The sequence below is a fragment of the Endozoicomonas gorgoniicola genome (assembly GCF_025562715.2).
GTDB lineage: Bacteria > Pseudomonadota > Gammaproteobacteria > Pseudomonadales > Endozoicomonadaceae > Endozoicomonas_A > Endozoicomonas_A gorgoniicola.
Genome location: NZ_JAPFCC010000001.1, coordinates 5,126,436 through 5,142,901, shown reverse-complemented (window position 1 = coordinate 5,142,901; position 16,466 = coordinate 5,126,436). Strand labels below are relative to the sequence as shown.

Here is a 16,466-nt window from a genome sequence, read left to right as displayed (position 1 = left end):
AGCACATTCCCTACTGAATATATAGAACTGCTGCTGGAACCGGGTTTAAACATAGCCTCACACCTCTTAAACCAATGGCACTGACTTAAGGCTTCAGCCCTTGATATAAAAAGGCTTGCCAAAGAAGAAAATCGGCTCTGAATACTCGTAACCGGAACCCGGATGATACTTTCTCAGCCGCCAGCAAGGTCATGTATTAAATAATTCGACCACTTTCTTTGCAGCAGCCAGTCCCTTCTCACAACCTGACCAGTACTCAGGATTAACAGACAGGTTAAGCCTGACTGTCACTTCCGGCCAATCTAATATTAATGGCCGCAAGCCTTCAGGCCATACAACCCCTATTACCGACGTATTTGGAATAGAGCATGGAAAGCATACTTCACTGATTTCTTTAAGAATGGGAGGTTTTGAAAATGTTTCCGGGTCATCAGATACAGCAAATCCCCCCATGTGCATTGCATCGATCAGGTAAACATACCCTCTAAATTCAAGGGCTTTAAGGTTCCCAGTATACAAAGCTGCATCACATGCACAAACGCTGGTTGATATACCTTCTTTTCCCGTAAAGCCGGGAAAGTGGGCAAAAGGACTGGTTCCGGTCATCATACGCACCTGACCCATTGACTGCACTGAATGCTGCAGCATAAAGCCCTGCTCAAATATAACGTCCGGAGGTCTGCTATCTCCCCTGAAAACGTATCCGGAAAAGTAACTTTTTGCCCCAAAGTCCCTGGAGCTTACCGCTGGGATATGTCGGCTGCCGGGTATGGTGGTTGTGTTCTGAAACTTTAAAGCATTGGTCAATTGCAGCACACTCTCTTCAGAATACAGGGTGTCTGTGTCGAAACCGGATTCAAACATCGTCCAATACCCCTTAAACTGCTCTTCTTTAAAAGCCCGTAGCACTGCATCATCAAGTCATTTCAGTAAGCTTCAGTCTAACTACAATGCAGGAAAAGTTCTGATTCCTGCAGCTGACCCGAAAATCATGAACAAAAGTCATATTCAATCAATTTCTGGCATTTCCGGAACGTTATACTGCAACAAAAAACTGCATAAGCCTTTGCGCTCCAACAACAACTGAAAATCAGAAATGGGATTCGTAACCGGAACCCGGATGATACTTTCTCAGCCACCAGCAAGGTCATGTATTAAATAATTCGACCACTTTCTTTCCAGCAGCCAGTCCATTCTCACAACCTGACCAGTATTCCGGATTAACACTCAGGTTAAGCCTGACTATCGCTTCCGGCCAAGAAAATAATAATGGGCGCAAGCCTTCAGGGCATACAGCCCCTACTACCGATGTATTGGGAATAGGGGCTAGAAAGCATACTTCCCGTATGTCTTCAAGAACCGGCGTTTCTGAAAATTTCTCCATGGTGTAAGATACAACAAACCCTGCCATGTCCATTGCATCAATCAAGTAAACATACCCTGGTGGTTTCCTGTACCTCAGACTGTAGAAGGCTGCATCATAGGCATCGACACTGGTTGATATACCCTCTTCGAGCGTACGGCCATAATAACAGGGGAATTCATCCCACTCAGGAGTGACTCCAGTCATTATTTGCACCTGCCTCATTTCCGTAACGGGCTGCTTAAGATCGAAACCCTGTTCAAATATAATGTCCGGTTGTCTGGAATCTCCCCTGAAGACGTATCCGGAAAAGTAACTTTTTGCCCGAAACTGTCTGGATCTTACCGCCGGGATCTGTCTGCTGCCAGGTATGGTGGTTGTGTTCTTAAACTTTAAAGCATTGGTCAATTGCAGCACATTCTCTTCTGAATATATAAACATCGCCTCATACCTCTTAAACCATTTTCCTTCAAATGACCCAAACATTATGAGTAAGAATAATATTTAATCAATTTCTGGCATTTCTGAAACGTTATACTATAACAAAACACTGCATAAGCCTTTGCGCTCCAACAACAACTTCACATAGAGCAAACCGCAGTGAATAATCGGTGCATCACCAAAACAGCCCTCTCTTTAGCCGCCTTTCTTGGCTATCTTTCAACTTCTCACGCCATCGACTTCAACCCAAACTACAGTTTGATACTGGATGGTCACTACAAGTCTGAAAAAAGCGCCCTCAGCGAAACGGACAAAGGCTTTGGCCTGGGCCACGTTGAGCTGAGTATCAGCTCCCCAGTCGACGACCTTTTCTTTGGAAAATTGACAGCTGTCCTTCATTCCCACGACAGCAAAACAGACGTAGAAACGGAAGAAGCCTTTATCCAGACTCTGGCATTGCCAGGAGGGCTTTCCGTCAGGGCGGGTCGTTTTCTATCCGACTTTGGTTATCTTAACAGTCAGCATACCCATACCGATTCGTTCACAGAGCGTCCGGCGGTTTATCGGGCTCTGTTAGGTTCCCATTATTTTGATGATGGCGTACGAGTCAGTTACCTGATGCCTACAGACATTTACTGGAATATCGGGGCTGAAGCTTTCAGCGGCAAAAAACTGAGGGCAAATAACATCAAAGACCCCAATTCGGTCGGGGTATACAACTTTTTTACGAAGATCGGTGGTGACTTCAACCATGAACACAGCTGGCAGATTGGTTTCAACTACCTGCGTAATGAAAATGGTACCAGTCCCCGAAGCCACCCGGTAGAACATCATGCCCACAATCTTCATCAAAAGCACCATGATGAAGAAGAACATCATCACCACGATCATCATGAACACCATGAGAAAGAGCATCATCACAAGCAGCATGATGCAAATCTCCAGCACTCTGACGGAAACCACAGTCATCACAGCAACCACCACCATGATCACCACCACTGTCACAAAGCCTCCTATACAGGCAAAGACCTTTATGGCGTAGAGGCTGTCTGGAAATGGGCTCCGGAAGGAAACTACAAATACCGTCATCTGAGCCTGTCTGCCGAATACCTTCAGGCAAGGAACATTACCGACAACAAAACCATTAAAAGCTCTGACGATAAACACGACGGCTGGTATCTGAGCAGTGTCTATCAGTTTGCTCCACAATGGGCGACAGGTATTCGTTATGGAGAATTTAACGGCTTAAAGCTTGAAAACGACCACCATCACAAGAATTCACTGCAGGAAACCGAGTTGATGCTGTCATGGAGTCACAGCCATTTCTCCACCATACGTCTGCAATGGACACACCAGAAAGGCAAAGGTCTGGAACACATCAACGACAACATCATCACTCTGCAATATGTAATGTCTTTAGGGGCTCATGATGCGCACCAGTTTTAACCCTCTTATTAACCCTCTTATTAACAATGAGGGCATTAGCGGGCTGCTTTTTGCTCTGGGGATTGCTCTGGGGATAACACCTGCTCTGTTTTTCATTCCTGAAGCCACAGCGTTAAATATCCTGACCTGTGAACCCGAATGGAAAGCCCTGGCAGAACAAATTGCACCCCACAGTAAAATTTACAGTGCCACCTCTGCCCTGCAGGACCCTCATCACATAGAGGCAAGACCAGGGCTGATTGCAAAAATGCGCAATGCCGATCTGGCGATCTGCTCCGGAGCCGATCTCGAAGCAGGCTGGCTTCCTCTGCTGCAAATGAAATCAGCCAATGCCAGGATTCAAAACGGCAAAGACGGTATGTTCTATGCTGCCGAGCAGATAGACACTATTGGTAAGCTCGAAAACGTTAACCCCACCATGGGCGATGTTCACCCGGAAGGAAACCCTCATTTTCATCTTGACCCTTATCGCTTAATGACTGTTGCCAATGCTCTGGCAGAACGAATGGCAAAGATTGATCCCAATCACGGGGAGTCTTACAGAGAGAACATTAAACAGTTTGATGAACAGTGGCAGAAAAACATCCGGAAGTGGGAACAGGAAGCCAAACCCCTGAAGGGTATGCAGGTAGTGGCTTACCACACCAGCTTCGAGTACCTGTTCCAGTGGCTAGGCATATCAATGGTTGGCGACCTTGAGCCCAAACCAGGGCTGCCACCTTCCGGCAAACATCTGTCCAGACTCCTGAAACTGGCTAAAAACACACGAGTGGATGCTGTCGTTTATGCCTCGTATCAGGATAAAAGCGGAGCAGAATGGCTGAGTAAACAGATCGGCGTGCCTGCCATTAAGCTGCCCATGTCGGTCAATGACAATAACAAGAGCCAGGCTCTGACAAGCCTCTATGATGACCTGATTGGTAAACTACTGAAGGCCACTAAAAGCAATGGTTGATATCAGTCTTGTGACCATACTGCTGCCATCATTCTGTGGTGGTGTTCTGATACTGATCAGCCATCTGATTCTTGGACGACAGGTGCTGAGCAGAGGTATTGTCTTTATGGATCTGGCTGTGGCCCAAATTGCCGCCATGGGTGCTGTCATTGCTCACATCATGAATAAAGCACTGGAGAGTTCCCACAGCCATTTACAGGAAACCTTTAAGAATGGGCTGGAAACGGTTATGCCGTTTGTTTTCTCAATAGCTGGCGCCTGTCTTATATCAAAACTGTCCCGTCGTGCTGCCATTGAGCTGGAAGCGATCATCGGCTGTATTTATATTCTGGCAGCGGCGTGCATACTGCTTGTCCTTGCCAGCGACCCGCATGGAGCCGAGCATATCTCCGACACCCTGGGGGGCAGACTGCTCTGGATACAGTGGTCAGACCTGCAAATCCCCACACTGGCAACAATAACGTTGTTGGCGGGTTTGTTTCTGATGCCTCAATTACTGACCGGCAGACTGTTCTATCCAGTTTTTGCCATCATGATCACAATGTCGGTGAAACTGTCTGGAGTTTATCTGGTATTCACTACCCTGATCATGCCGGCGCTGGCGATCTCGGGAAGGGTGGGAATCAAGTCTTGGATAACAGGCTATAGCCTGGGCATTATCGGGATAGGAACAGGCCTGATGTTGTCCAGCCTGTTCGACTATCCGGGAGGAGCGTCCATCGTGGTGATGATGGCGGTGGCGTGTGCATTATTCCGGGTGATGGTTAAATCCCCAGCAACTGTGTCACCGTAAAGAAGTAGATCAGCATACCGGTAATATCAACCACCGAGGCCAGAACCGGGCTGACCAGAACCGCCGGATCAAGACGGAAAGCCCTGGCAATCAGAGGTAGAACACCACCCAGGGTGGTGGACATAATCACCTGCATGGAAATCGCCAGACCAATGGCAAACGCCACCATCTGCAAAGAAATACCTTCCGGCAAGATACTGCTACCACTGAACATGACAACCCGAGCCCCAATCACCAGTGCCAGCACCATGGAAATAAAGCAGGCAACCCGAAACTCTTTCCAGACCACTCTGACCCAGTCATTCATACCGATATCGCCGGTTGCCAGCGCGCGTACCACCAGCGTTGCTGCCTGAGAACCGGTGTTACCGCCTGCTGCCGCAACCACCGGCATATAAACTGCCAGCAACACCATTGAACTCAGGGCATCTTCGTAACGTGAAATAATCAGTCCGGAAACAATACCCATCAACGCCAGACCAATAATCCAGCCAATGCGCTCACGAACGTGAGACATCACACTGTTATCAAGGTATTCACCAACAGGTTCAACTTCACTGCTGATCAAGCCCAGGCCCATACTGATCTGCCGGGCACGAACTTCGTATTCCGAATCTTCCAGCAGTTCCAGAATGTCCTGAACTTCACGCAATGGGCACCCTGACAACACATCATTCGCCTGACTCAGGGTTAAACCAATAATAAACTCAGCCTTCTCTTTAAGACTGAGATATCGCATAAAGGCAATAGCCTGAGCAGTGTCAAACTCACTTTCACTTACACTTACAAGATGCAGGTCTGTAACAGCCATATCAGCAACCGCCATGGTAATCCTCCAGGCGCAATATATACGTCGATTGTTTTTTAACTACTTGTTATCAGAGTGTGTAAGAAGTGATATTTCGGAGGGGATTAAACCAGCAGAACCGAAACCCGGACGGTTTCGGCGAACAGACACAGAAAACCGTCAGAGCGTTACATCACGACTTACCTTTCTACTCGGGGGTTTATCGGTTTCCATAAAAATTTCCAGATTATAAGTATGCGGCGGAGAGCATACATTTAGTTATTATTAGTGGCAATAGCATTTTGCCGTGCCTTATAGCGCAGCTGCCAATCCGTTTAGCATTGGCAGCTACACTCCTCTAACGCCATAATGCTCCTGACAATTCCAATACTCAACCAAAATGACTCACAACGATAAAACATTCAGCCAACAGGTTCTGAAATGGTTTGACCATCACGGACGTAAACATCTTCCGTGGCAGCAGGATATTACGCCCTATCGCGTCTGGATCAGTGAAATCATGCTACAACAAACCCAGGTGACCACCGTTATCCCCTACTTCGAAAAATTTATGGCCAGCTTTCCAGATGTTGCCGATCTGGCTAACGCGGCGGAAGACGATGTATTACACCACTGGAGCGGACTAGGCTATTACAGCAGGGCAAGAAACCTGCACAAAGCCGCCAGAATGGTTATGGAAAATCATGCCGGAGAATTTCCGCAGTCGGTAGAGGCACTGGAACAACTACCGGGCATTGGTCGTTCAACAGCAGGTGCCATAGCCTCTATCAGTATGAACATTCGGGCACCGATTCTTGACGGCAATGTAAAACGTGTACTGGCAAGATACCGGGCGATAGAAGGCTGGCCCGGACAATCAGCCGTTGCCAGACAACTGTGGACAATTGCAGAGGAGTACACGCCCCAAAAACGGGGGGCTGATTACACACAGGCAATGATGGACCTTGGCGCAATGGTCTGCACCCGCAGCAAGCCTTCGTGCCTGATCTGCCCTCTGAAGGACTCCTGCATCGCCCACCAGCTCGGTGAAGAAACACGGTTTCCCGGTTCAAAGCCCAAAAAAGACAAGCCGGAACGGTCGGTAAAAATGCTGATGATCATCAATCAGAATGGTGAGGTTTTACTGGAAAAGCGTCCACCCACGGGGATATGGGGAGGGTTGTGGGGATTTCCGGAAATCCAGGTCAATGATGATTTATCAGAAGACAGCCTGTCAGAAAAAACTCTGCAACTGACTGGCATCAACATCATCGAGTTCGAAGAGTGGGACAGTTTCCGCCATACTTTCAGTCACTACCATCTGGACATTACACCGGTAAAAACCTTTGCCGACACGACTAAACTTCACTCCTGTCAGGTTCAGGAAGGCGACCACTGGCACTGGTTTCAGCCCGATACCCCTTCTCAGCTGGGGCTGGCAGCACCGGTTAGCAAACTCCTGAAAAAAATAAAACAGAACCTCTGAATTTTCTGGACAATAGCGTCAGGAGGAGCGGCAACCACTATCGATATTGGTATAACCGGCTTTTCTGGCCTTAACCTGGGTAACGCCATGAAACCGAAGAATAAGACAGTCTTTCAGGTATTATTTTCCGGAACTTTCCCGGTTAAAGTCACAACTTTTTTATTGGGGTTACTTTTTTTTCAAGCGAATGTTTATTCCATTGATACCATTAGCTTGATTGAACCTGGCTTCAATACCATTCTCCGATGCGCCACGTGCGATCTAACTAATTTTATTTCCAGAGAACAGAGTGTTGAACTGCAAGGGCAAGAGACCTTCTACTGCCCAATCTGTGGAAACGGTGCGTTATACTTCCTTTCTTATACCTCAGCCGAATCAGTTACAACAGAGACAGAAAGGCAGGCAATAACCAGTGAGACAGCCGTGGAAACACAGGCAATGGCACCAGCAGAAACAGATATCCTGACCTTTACTTTCCCCATCAGAGGCCAGCTCTCAAATACAGCCCCTTGGGCAGGTAACCAGATATTTTCCCCTATAGTAGCTCTTAATGGTTTGGAGTTATTGGGGGGCATGGATCAAGAAACAATAGAAGAATACTCTAGTTTAGAGCTTCCAAACCGTAGCAATATTGCTGATATGACAAGAGAAAGTGCGGGATTCACTGTTAGTCATCGCGATGCGGATCATCTGAATACCGAACCTGACTCAGAAGTACCAGAACAGATACCAAATTTTCTCAGGGAAAGTTTTCCGAATACAGCCTCCCCTGTCATTTCTGATGACGACATTCTGCATACAGCTACGCCCGGTTTGCATAGTGTTATTACGTTTGATGCTCAATGGGCATTCCCAAATATACATATCTCAAGAAGCACTTTCGGCGATACTGAAAACGTGAGATTTATGGAGGGCAGAGGCGTACCGGTACAATACAGTCGTCAGGCAGAAAACCCTAACAATACAAGTGTTCCTGAGCGCTCATGGCAAATGGTGGCCTTTCCTCACAATCAAGGATCAGAGCTCAGAGTAGTAGCCATTCTGCCTCCCTACAGAACAGGTGTGAGTGCACTGAATGCAGAAATAGTGAGAAACTTGCTGGATTCGCTGGAAGAGACCAGAATGACTGTAGCCATGCCTTCGTTTCAGGTAAGCTCCAGCGGCATTCTTCCCTTGACAGAGAGCTTCCCCGGAGAGCTTTTCAACAGCGGTCAGGCAACTTCCACAGCCGGGGAAGCAACCGCTGGGCCGGTTGCTGTATCACAGAGCATTGTGCTGCGAGTCCAGGAAGAAGCTTCTCTTGCCTCTGCCCAAACCAGACAACCGTCCTACTCAAGAGAACAAAAAATACGCTTTAACAGAGGGTTTGTTTTATTGATCATTGATACAAAAGGAATGGTTCATGCGTTCGCCGAGATAACCGATTCATCTGTAATGGAGGTACTTCAGCAGTAAAGACAGCCACTATGACAAATCTGAACCAGCTAAAATTCAGAAACAGTTTTTCGCAACTGCCTGAAGCGTTTTATACACGACAGAGTGCTAACCCCTTAACAAACCCCCGGCTGGTCTGTATCAGCCAGCCAGCAGCTGACCTGATAGAACTTGACACAAGCTGTACCAGCCTTAATCAGCTGTGTGAAATCACCTCCGGCAACGACACCTGTCCGTCATTTGCGCCCCTGGCAATGGTTTATTCCGGTCATCAGTTCGGTGCCTACAACCCACAACTGGGTGACGGCAGAGGCTTGCTGCTTGGAGAGGTTCAGACAACCCATCAGGGAAAATGGGACCTGTATCTGAAAGGTTCCGGCACCACACCTTACTCACGCTTTGGCGATGGCAGGGCGGTACTGCGTTCCTGCATCCGTGAGTTTTTATGCTCTGAAGCCATGCACCACCTGGGCATACCCACCACCAGAGCCTTATGCGTGACCACCAGCGATACCCCTGTTTACCGGGAAACAGAAGAAAAAGGTTCAACCCTTTTGCGGTTAGCCAGAACCCATATCCGCTTTGGACACTTTGAATATTTTTATTACACCAGACAGCACGATCTGCTGAAGGCACTTGCCGATTACACCATCGGGCAATACTTCCCGCAGCTGGTTAATGACAGCGACAAATACCTTCTGTTGTTTCAGGAAGTCATTTCGAAAACCGCCCTGATGGTTGCCCACTGGCAGGCAGCCGGGTTTGCCCACGGCGTCATGAACACCGATAACATGAGCATTCTGGGTGAAACCTTTGACTATGGCCCGTTTGGTTTTCAGGACGATTTTGACTGGAACTATATCTGCAACCATTCCGACTACTATGGTCGTTACGCCTTCAGCCAGCAACCGGATATCAGCTACTGGAACTGCGGCCGGCTGGCCCAGGCTTTGTTGCCACTCATTGCCGATACCGAATCTCTGCAAACCATTATCGACCAATACCCACAGCTCTACTCCGGTCATTACACCGAACTGATGACCAGAAAACTTGGTTTAACGCTGGTTGAAGACGAAGACCCGGAGCTGATCAAAAGCCTTCTGCAACTGCTGCAGGACGAACACTGTGATTACACCCTGTTTTTCAGAGCTTTGTGTGCTTTTTCTCCTGACGCCCCACTTCCTGATTACCTTCAGACTTTACAACAGCCCCCCCTGCTGCGCTGGCTGAACACCTACACCGAACGTCTGAAACGTAACCTGATGGATAACCGCACCCGCAGTCAGGTAATGAAGCAGGTGAACCCCAAATTTATTCTCAGAAACTACCTGGCGCAGCAAACCATCGAGCAGGCGGAACAGGGCAACTACAAGCCCATAGAAGAATTATTGAGTGTCCTCGAATCCCCTTATGGAGAGCATCCGGAATATGAACACTTTGCCGCTGCTCCACCCGACTGGGGCAAAAAACTGGAAATCAGCTGCTCATCCTGACTTATCCACCAATTGGCGTTAAGATGAGCCCACCTTTAACCAACCTATTCAGGAAACATCATGGGTCGTACTGTTCAATGTGTAAAGCTGAAAAAAGAAGCTGAAGGTCTTGCTGTTCCACCTCTGCCAGGACCCAAGGGACAATGGGTTTACGAAAATGTTTCCGAACAGGCATGGACAGAATGGCAGATTCACCAAACCCGCCTGATCAACGAAAAACACCTGAATCTGCTGGAGCCAGAAGCCCGTCAATACCTGACCGAACAGATGGACAAATATTTTGCCGGTGAAGAGGTGGATGCTGCTGAAGGGTTTGTTCCTGAAGACAATTGACATGGATCTACAGGCACCTTCCCAGAACGGTGCAAAGTAAGGACACAAGCCTCGAATCAGTTCCAGATATCCCGGTGGGCAACGGAAACACAGAGAGCTACCTGCTTTGTCGGTAGCTACTACCTCGTCCTGCCCATATAATGGCTCTCTGGAGTTATCACGGGTCGAATATTGAATGAGCATTAAAGACATCCCTCTTTCCAACAACCAGAAGAAAAGGTTGCTGGCCTGCGTTAAGGATCAATCCATTTTCTTTCAGGATGAAAATGGTGACATTGTCGTCGATACCCAAGCCTACAAAGCGTTGAAAGAAAGCCTTCAACAGTCGCCTATCGAAGAGTTGCTGAAACTCGATGATCTGGAAACCCTTGCGGACTATGTGGTGTTCCAGTAAAGCGTATTGTCTGTGCAATTTGCGTTTGAGAGGATGACTGATCAGGAAACGCCATCCTCTTAAACATTGGTATTTGTACTAACGCACTAAAAAGAAAGAAGAAAATCCTCACTCCATACTTGACTAGAGCAGGGGAAATCCGTTTAATACGCCTCGCACGCTCTTCTCTTGCTTAGAAAGTCTTGCTTAGAAAGTTTAGAAAGCTGTGAAGCGCCTGGGTAGCTCAGTTGGTAGAGCAGCGGATTGAAAATCCGCGTGTCGGCAGTTCGATTCTGTCCCTAGGCACCATTTCCTGTTGATGAAATGGTCGTGCCATCGAATTGATGAAAAAATTTAGCCTGGGTAGCTCAGTTGGTAGAGCAGCGGATTGAAAATCCGCGTGTCGGCAGTTCGATTCTGTCCCTAGGCACCATATTCAAAAGCCCTGAAGTTAACGCTTCAGGGCTTTTTTCGTTCATATATTCAGCTTTCCAGTCAGGTGCCTATTCGGGAAGGACATTCGACGATTACAAAAAATAGGGCTTCGGCAAGCCACTGCCTGGTTGATCAATCAGTAACCGGGACAACTATCCTGCCACAGAGGATCCTGAACAGAGTCGTCAGCAATGAATACTCAGTAGTTATCGCTTTGTATCCTGGTAATTTTAAATGGTGGCATAAATGGATATTCCTCACGTATTCTTGTATGTTCAAATATTCGCTTGTTAGACTTTTCCAAATGATAGATTGTATGATCAGGTTGCAACCATGTGTTTTTATTTTCTTGTGAAGTTTTTACCGTGATCTCAGGTGACATTATATTTACATTTGCTGAAAGAGCATCGGAAGCTTCTACACAATTTACATTTCGTTCAACACAGTCCTGAATGTTGGACTCGTAAACTATAGTACTTGCACCATTGTGGTCACAAATTTCTTTTATAAATTTAAAAACAGGTTCAAAATCTTTCTTTGACCAGTCGACATTTAAAAACAAAAACTGATTTTCCAACATTCTTTTTATAACATCAAAACTATTTTCCTCAGAACAAAAGAGGTTTTGAAAGAAGTCTTTAAGGTTTAATGCCATGAATTTTTCCTTATCTAACCCCCAGTCTTCCAAAAAAGCCATTTCTTTTTTTTCTTCGGGAAATTGAGTCTCACACCCCCATACCTCAACATTTTCAGAGTAACGCTTTGATTCTTTTGTTAAATAAAACTTAGACGTCTCGGGGTCATAATCTGGCATTTTTTTTATGAATGACTCTTTATCACTGGAGTCATTCATTGCATTGATAAGAACTTCCCAGAACTTTCCAACAATGGGGTTGTAGTCTAGTAAAAATATCTTGGGTATTATTTTGGTTTTTTTATAGATACTTAATGCATTGGCTAAACATGCTATGTACGGGACAAAAAGTATAAAAGTCAGGATTTATGGGAGCTGGAGGGTATGAGCTGACCTTCCCGTCAGGTAACCTATCCGGTCTCTTAACTCCGTACAGTTTACCGTTGTCGTACATGAAAGAAGTCAGCTCATTAGCCGCAGAGCTTAAAGCCCATTTGCCCTGGCATCAAGCCCGAATTATTTTCCTTGCCCAGTTTATGCTCTCCTTGTTGCGAGCACGCTCTACCAACCTGTATCGGGTTGCTGAGAATTTTCAGAGTACTGCGCTCACGGAGTCCAGCTACAGGCGCATAAAGCGTTTTTTCTGGGGCTATGAAGTCTGTCTGAAGCAAATCGGGAAGCTTATCCTCCACTGGCTTGGTCTTGAACGCTATACATTGTGCATGGATCGAACCAACTGGAAATACGGCGGTAAAGACATCAACTATCTTGTAGTGTCTGTAGCATGGCAAGGGGTCTCCATCCCCATCGCATGGGTCTGCCTGACTAAAGGAGGAGGCAATTCAAGTACACAGGAGCGCATTGATCTTATGAAGAAAGTGATCGCCCTGATACCTGCAGAAAAGATCGACAATCTGCTGGCAGATCGTGAGTTTATTGGCAGGGAATGGTTCGAATGGCTGGAACAGAATCATCTTTTGTTTCGACTGCGTATTCGTGAAGACTTTAGCATCGATGGGCGCAACGGCAAAAAGTTGCGAGCAGGCCAGCTGTTTCGTCATCTAAAATATGGCCAGTCTGAAGTTTGGATGACTAAGCGTCGTGTGTCTGATGTTTTGCTCTACATTGCTGCAAGGCGGTCACCGAAAGGGTTGTTAATCGTTGTTGGCACGAAAAATCCGGAGACCATGATTGATGATTACTCTCAACGCTGGAGTATAGAGACTCTGTTTGGTTGCTTGAAAAAACGAGGATTTGAGATTGAGTCCACTCATATGACAGAGCCTGAAAAAATGGACAAGCTCATGGCAATTCTTGCGCTGACTTTTCTCTGGTGTATGGTTGCAGGCCACTGGAAATACGGTGAAGCCGATCAGCTGCCTCTGAATAAACACTACCGCCCTCAAAATAGTCTTTTTCGGCTTGGCTTGGACTTGCTGCGACGGGTACTTGTGAACTCATGCCGTCGAAGTGATGAAACATCTTTTTCGGACCTGCTTTATGTTTTGTCCCGTACATAGCTAAACATGCCACACCTCCAGTCGCTACAATTGCGTATCGACTTTGATGTGGGAGGAGGTATTTATCTGCATGCGAAATAGGGTCGTTGCTACAAGGCAAGTGCTTAAGGTTATTATTGGGTGTACATGAAGGAATATGGGGTTTTTGAAATTTTTTCCGTGCTGAATAACCTCGCCATAGTTTTTGTATTTGTTTGGCTGCTTGTAACTGTTCGGTTTCAATCTTTCTTCCCTGATCCGGACTCTGTGTCTGAAGAGCCTGAACTGACGATGTTTGTATATTTAACATTATCATCTCCCTGAATTATAACGCTCTGTAATAAATCGTTTATTTAGCGATTTGACAATCTGTACAAAATAAAGTTTCAGCCCCCCTTTAAAAAGTTCAGAAAGGGTTGTTAAGTCTCATCTGGCAGAATCCATTCAGTACCAAGCTTGATTGGCAGTGAGGCCGGATAGATCCGGAAGCAAAGTTACTGCCAATATTTTCAGCACATGAAACAGCGGACAGCTGTATTGTCTGTTATGTGTTTTATCTGCCGCTGTCTCAATGATTTCGGCTAAGAGCCTGTGCTTATACCCCCTCCTAACCCCGAACCGTCACGGTCATTGTCATCACCGGGAGTGCGGAGTTTGATGGAGTAGGGGTCATCGAAAGAGGGTGAGCTGTCCCAGTATCTGCGCAGAATACGTCTGAACAACTTGGCTTCCTGGCTATCAGCGTTATAAGGGAACCTTCCTCCGACTCCGTCCCGGAGAAAAATGATTGGGTGAATGTCAGTGATTGCCTTACCGCCCATTTCAACAAATTGTTCAGACTCTTTTGCATGACTATCGGATTTAAATGAGTAAAAAGGCATGACTGATGACGATTCAGCATGAGTAACAATTGTTTCGATATCTGTTATCGTCCGATCTCTTTCTTGCTGACGAGGTGGAGTCAGCGCACTGATCAAGCGAACAGTTTGTTCATCAGCAAATCTAATATCAACAGCGGCAGGCATATTCTGATTTAACGCGTAGCCATCAACGGGAAGGACATTCAGCGCAGTCAGATCGACCGGTTCTGCTCTCACATTTGAAGAAGCACCCTCCCGGTTAAACTGGATGAACATAGACGAAATGAGGGACCCGTCGGTAGACTCCATTACGTCCATGTGACGGGTGCGAACCTGTCCACCCTGGCTGGCCATAACCAAACGGGGATTGAGCCCTTCTCTGGTAAATACTTTCATTATCGCCTCATATTCATTTACTCTTGTTCTTGCAAGTAACAGAAGGTCAATTCCCTGCTCACGTATTATGTTTACCAGAGTTTGAGCTCTTTGTTCAAAGTTAATGACTCGCAAGTTGAATGTTTCTGTCTTCTCTGTATCGTCAAGTGAATCCTCAAATTCTCGGCTCAGATCTGAGAAAGCGAGAGAAAAATTAATGAGTTCTTCTGGCAGGATGCCATTCTGGTCGGACTGGGTAAAATGATCAAGGGCTTGTTCAATAGAATGGCCATTCTGAACGGGACGTTCAGGTAATAATGAATGATGTGTTTGGGTCGGTGTAAAGACCCGCGACTCAATATGCTCATTACGCCGCTCTATTAGATAGTCAGGAAGGACATATCTTAATTGTTCATAAGCGTTTGCTCCTGCAAACATATATCTTATCCTGTTTGTGGCAACAGAGCCCTGGTCAGTGTCAGCAGAAGCCTGACCGGTATCAATAGAAATCTCGCCAGTATTGACCGAGTAGCTGTAATAGTTGTTGAAACCGTTACCAGATTCACCGGATGGTATTTGCCCGGGGTCATCGACTTCCACCAGTTCCGGTTGACCGCTTTCAGAGTTGATGAGAGGAAAGTAGCGATGCGGGTGTGAAATGACTATTTGAGGCATGCCCTCCCTTTGAAAAACATAAGGGTGTATGTTGGCAGTGTGCCGGGGAGCAGGTTCTGTTTTGCCGGTCTCTGTTTCGCTTGAGGTATTCTTATCTTCGACATCTTCTTTAGTATTCCCGGCGAAGGCTGAGGCATTGACCATAATTGCCAAAGCAGGAAGCACCATTTTTATCTGTGGGAATTGACGGACTATGTGTTTTAACGAACTGATCACTGGGCAATCTCTCTTTTTAGAATACAAAAATGATTAGCCTGATTGAGAACGTCACCAAGTATAGGTAAAGGCTGAAAAAAGGGGATGATTATTGTTTCTCTCTCATCGCTTCCTTAAAATTTGACCGCAAGATCCGGATCGTCGCCAGACTGTCTGAACCTTACACCGTCCCTGTTTTTTTTGCCGGAACACTCAGTCATGGATAACAAAACATCGCTGCTAATCGAAGAAGACCCTCGCTGGGAAGGTGGCAATAACACCGATATCTATTTTGCTGTCGGTGAGTGCTACCTGGGAACAATTCTTGTTGCCCAGAGTATAAAAGGCATTTGTGCAATCTCTCTGGGAAACGATCCGGACAAGCTGGTTCGCGACCTTCAGGATCGTTTTCCCAATGCCAACCTGATGGGTAATGACCGCCTGTATGAACAACTGGTTGCCAGAGTGGTGGGATTTCTGGAAAACCCGGAAATGGATCTGCAACTGCCACTGGATATACAGGGAACCGCTTTTCAGAAACGAGTGTGGGCAGCCTTGCAGGATATTCCAGCAGGCGCAACGGTCAGCTATACCGATATCGCCGAAAAAATAGGTTCACCCAAATCAGTCAGGGCTGTGGCAGGGGCGTGTGGTGCCAACCTGCTTGCAGTGGCGATTCCCTGTCATCGGGTCGTTCGCAGAGATGGCAGTCTTTCCGGCTATCGCTGGGGAGTGAACATTAAACGCCAGTTGATAGATAGAGAAACCCGGATAAGCAGCTGTAAATCGTAGCAAAGACAGGTCCGGCTTATTAAATGACATTTGTCGTTTTTAAGAGAGACCTTATTTTGGCCTGCTTTTATCACAGTGTTGTGGTTAAGCTATTGAT

15 protein-coding genes and 2 tRNA genes are annotated in these 16,466 nt (G+C 46.7%); 12 read left to right on the top strand and 5 right to left on the bottom strand.

Features of this window, described 5'->3' with window-relative positions; all coding sequences use genetic code 11:
• Positions 1 to 189: 189 nt before the first annotated feature.
• Complete coding sequence (locus NX722_RS23020) at positions 190 to 864, bottom strand: hypothetical protein (protein WP_262565200.1); 675 nt, start codon at positions 862 to 864, stop codon at positions 190 to 192.
• Positions 865 to 1,147: 283 nt separating this feature from the next.
• Positions 1,148 to 1,570, bottom strand: coding sequence for a hypothetical protein (locus tag NX722_RS23015; RefSeq protein WP_262565199.1), 423 nt, complete (start codon positions 1,568 to 1,570; stop codon positions 1,148 to 1,150).
• 393 nt (positions 1,571 to 1,963) lie between these two features.
• Here NX722_RS23015 and NX722_RS23010 point away from each other — a divergent pair, with 393 nt between their 5' ends.
• Genes NX722_RS23010 through NX722_RS23000 form a run of 3 tightly spaced genes read left to right on the top strand, consistent with a single transcriptional unit; the run spans position 1,964 to position 4,998 of the window.
• Positions 1,964 to 3,250, top strand: coding sequence for a hypothetical protein (locus NX722_RS23010; protein ID WP_262565198.1), 1,287 nt, complete (start codon positions 1,964 to 1,966; stop codon positions 3,248 to 3,250).
• Complete coding sequence (locus tag NX722_RS23005; protein WP_262565197.1) at positions 3,231 to 4,205, top strand: metal ABC transporter solute-binding protein, Zn/Mn family; 975 nt, start codon at positions 3,231 to 3,233, stop codon at positions 4,203 to 4,205. The genes NX722_RS23010 and NX722_RS23005 overlap by 20 nt, the downstream gene beginning before the upstream one ends.
• Positions 4,198 to 4,998 carry a metal ABC transporter permease gene (locus NX722_RS23000; protein WP_262565196.1) on the top strand — a complete coding sequence of 267 codons (801 nt, stop codon included), beginning with the start codon at positions 4,198 to 4,200 and terminating at the stop codon, positions 4,996 to 4,998. The genes NX722_RS23005 and NX722_RS23000 overlap by 8 nt, the downstream gene beginning before the upstream one ends.
• Here the strand turns inward: NX722_RS23000 and NX722_RS22995 are convergent.
• A complete protein-coding gene (locus tag NX722_RS22995; protein WP_262565195.1) occupies positions 4,970 to 5,824 on the bottom strand; it encodes a magnesium transporter in 855 nt (284 codons plus the stop codon). The genes NX722_RS23000 and NX722_RS22995 overlap by 29 nt on opposite strands.
• A 361-nt stretch (positions 5,825 to 6,185) precedes the next feature.
• On the opposite strand from NX722_RS22995, the gene mutY reads away from it, so the two are divergent.
• The 7 genes from mutY (at position 6,186) to NX722_RS22960 (ending at position 11,337) form a co-directional block, all read left to right on the top strand.
• Positions 6,186 to 7,271, top strand: a complete 1,086-nt coding sequence (gene mutY, locus NX722_RS22990) for an A/G-specific adenine glycosylase (protein ID WP_262565194.1) — start codon at positions 6,186 to 6,188, stop codon at positions 7,269 to 7,271.
• A gap of 87 nt (positions 7,272 to 7,358) precedes the next feature.
• Entirely contained in the window at positions 7,359 to 8,726 is a 1,368-nt protein-coding gene (locus NX722_RS22985) for a serpin family protein (protein WP_262565193.1), read from the top strand.
• 11 nt (positions 8,727 to 8,737) lie between these two features.
• Positions 8,738 to 10,198: a protein adenylyltransferase SelO gene (locus NX722_RS22980; RefSeq protein ID WP_262565192.1), complete on the top strand. Its 1,461-nt coding sequence runs from the start codon at positions 8,738 to 8,740 to the stop codon at positions 10,196 to 10,198.
• Positions 10,199 to 10,258: 60 nt separating this feature from the next.
• A complete protein-coding gene (locus NX722_RS22975) occupies positions 10,259 to 10,531 on the top strand; it encodes an oxidative damage protection protein (RefSeq protein ID WP_262565191.1) in 273 nt (90 codons plus the stop codon).
• Between the two features lie 175 nt (positions 10,532 to 10,706).
• Positions 10,707 to 10,925, top strand: coding sequence for a hypothetical protein (locus tag NX722_RS22970; protein WP_262565190.1), 219 nt, complete (start codon positions 10,707 to 10,709; stop codon positions 10,923 to 10,925).
• A 212-nt stretch (positions 10,926 to 11,137) separates the two neighbouring features.
• Positions 11,138 to 11,213: transfer RNA gene (locus tag NX722_RS22965), tRNA-Phe, on the top strand.
• Between the two features lie 48 nt (positions 11,214 to 11,261).
• Positions 11,262 to 11,337 (top strand) — tRNA-Phe (locus NX722_RS22960).
• Positions 11,338 to 11,538: 201 nt separating this feature from the next.
• Here NX722_RS22960 and NX722_RS22955 read toward each other — a convergent pair.
• Positions 11,539 to 12,192: a hypothetical protein gene (locus tag NX722_RS22955; protein WP_262565189.1), complete on the bottom strand. Its 654-nt coding sequence runs from the start codon at positions 12,190 to 12,192 to the stop codon at positions 11,539 to 11,541.
• Between the two features lie 233 nt (positions 12,193 to 12,425).
• Here NX722_RS22955 and NX722_RS22950 point away from each other — a divergent pair, with 233 nt between their 5' ends.
• A complete protein-coding gene (locus NX722_RS22950; protein WP_262565188.1) occupies positions 12,426 to 13,493 on the top strand; it encodes an IS4 family transposase in 1,068 nt (355 codons plus the stop codon).
• A 560-nt stretch (positions 13,494 to 14,053) separates the two neighbouring features.
• Here the strand turns inward: NX722_RS22950 and NX722_RS22945 are convergent.
• On the bottom strand, positions 14,054 to 15,382 hold the full coding sequence (locus NX722_RS22945; RefSeq protein WP_262565187.1) for a hypothetical protein: 1,329 nt from the start codon (positions 15,380 to 15,382) through the stop codon (positions 14,054 to 14,056).
• A 414-nt stretch (positions 15,383 to 15,796) separates the two neighbouring features.
• Here NX722_RS22945 and NX722_RS22940 point away from each other — a divergent pair, with 414 nt between their 5' ends.
• The gene (locus NX722_RS22940) at positions 15,797 to 16,369 is read left to right on the top strand and encodes a methylated-DNA--[protein]-cysteine S-methyltransferase (protein WP_262565186.1); all 573 of its coding nucleotides are present in this window, start codon (positions 15,797 to 15,799) and stop codon (positions 16,367 to 16,369) included.
• Positions 16,370 to 16,466 lie beyond the last annotated feature (97 nt).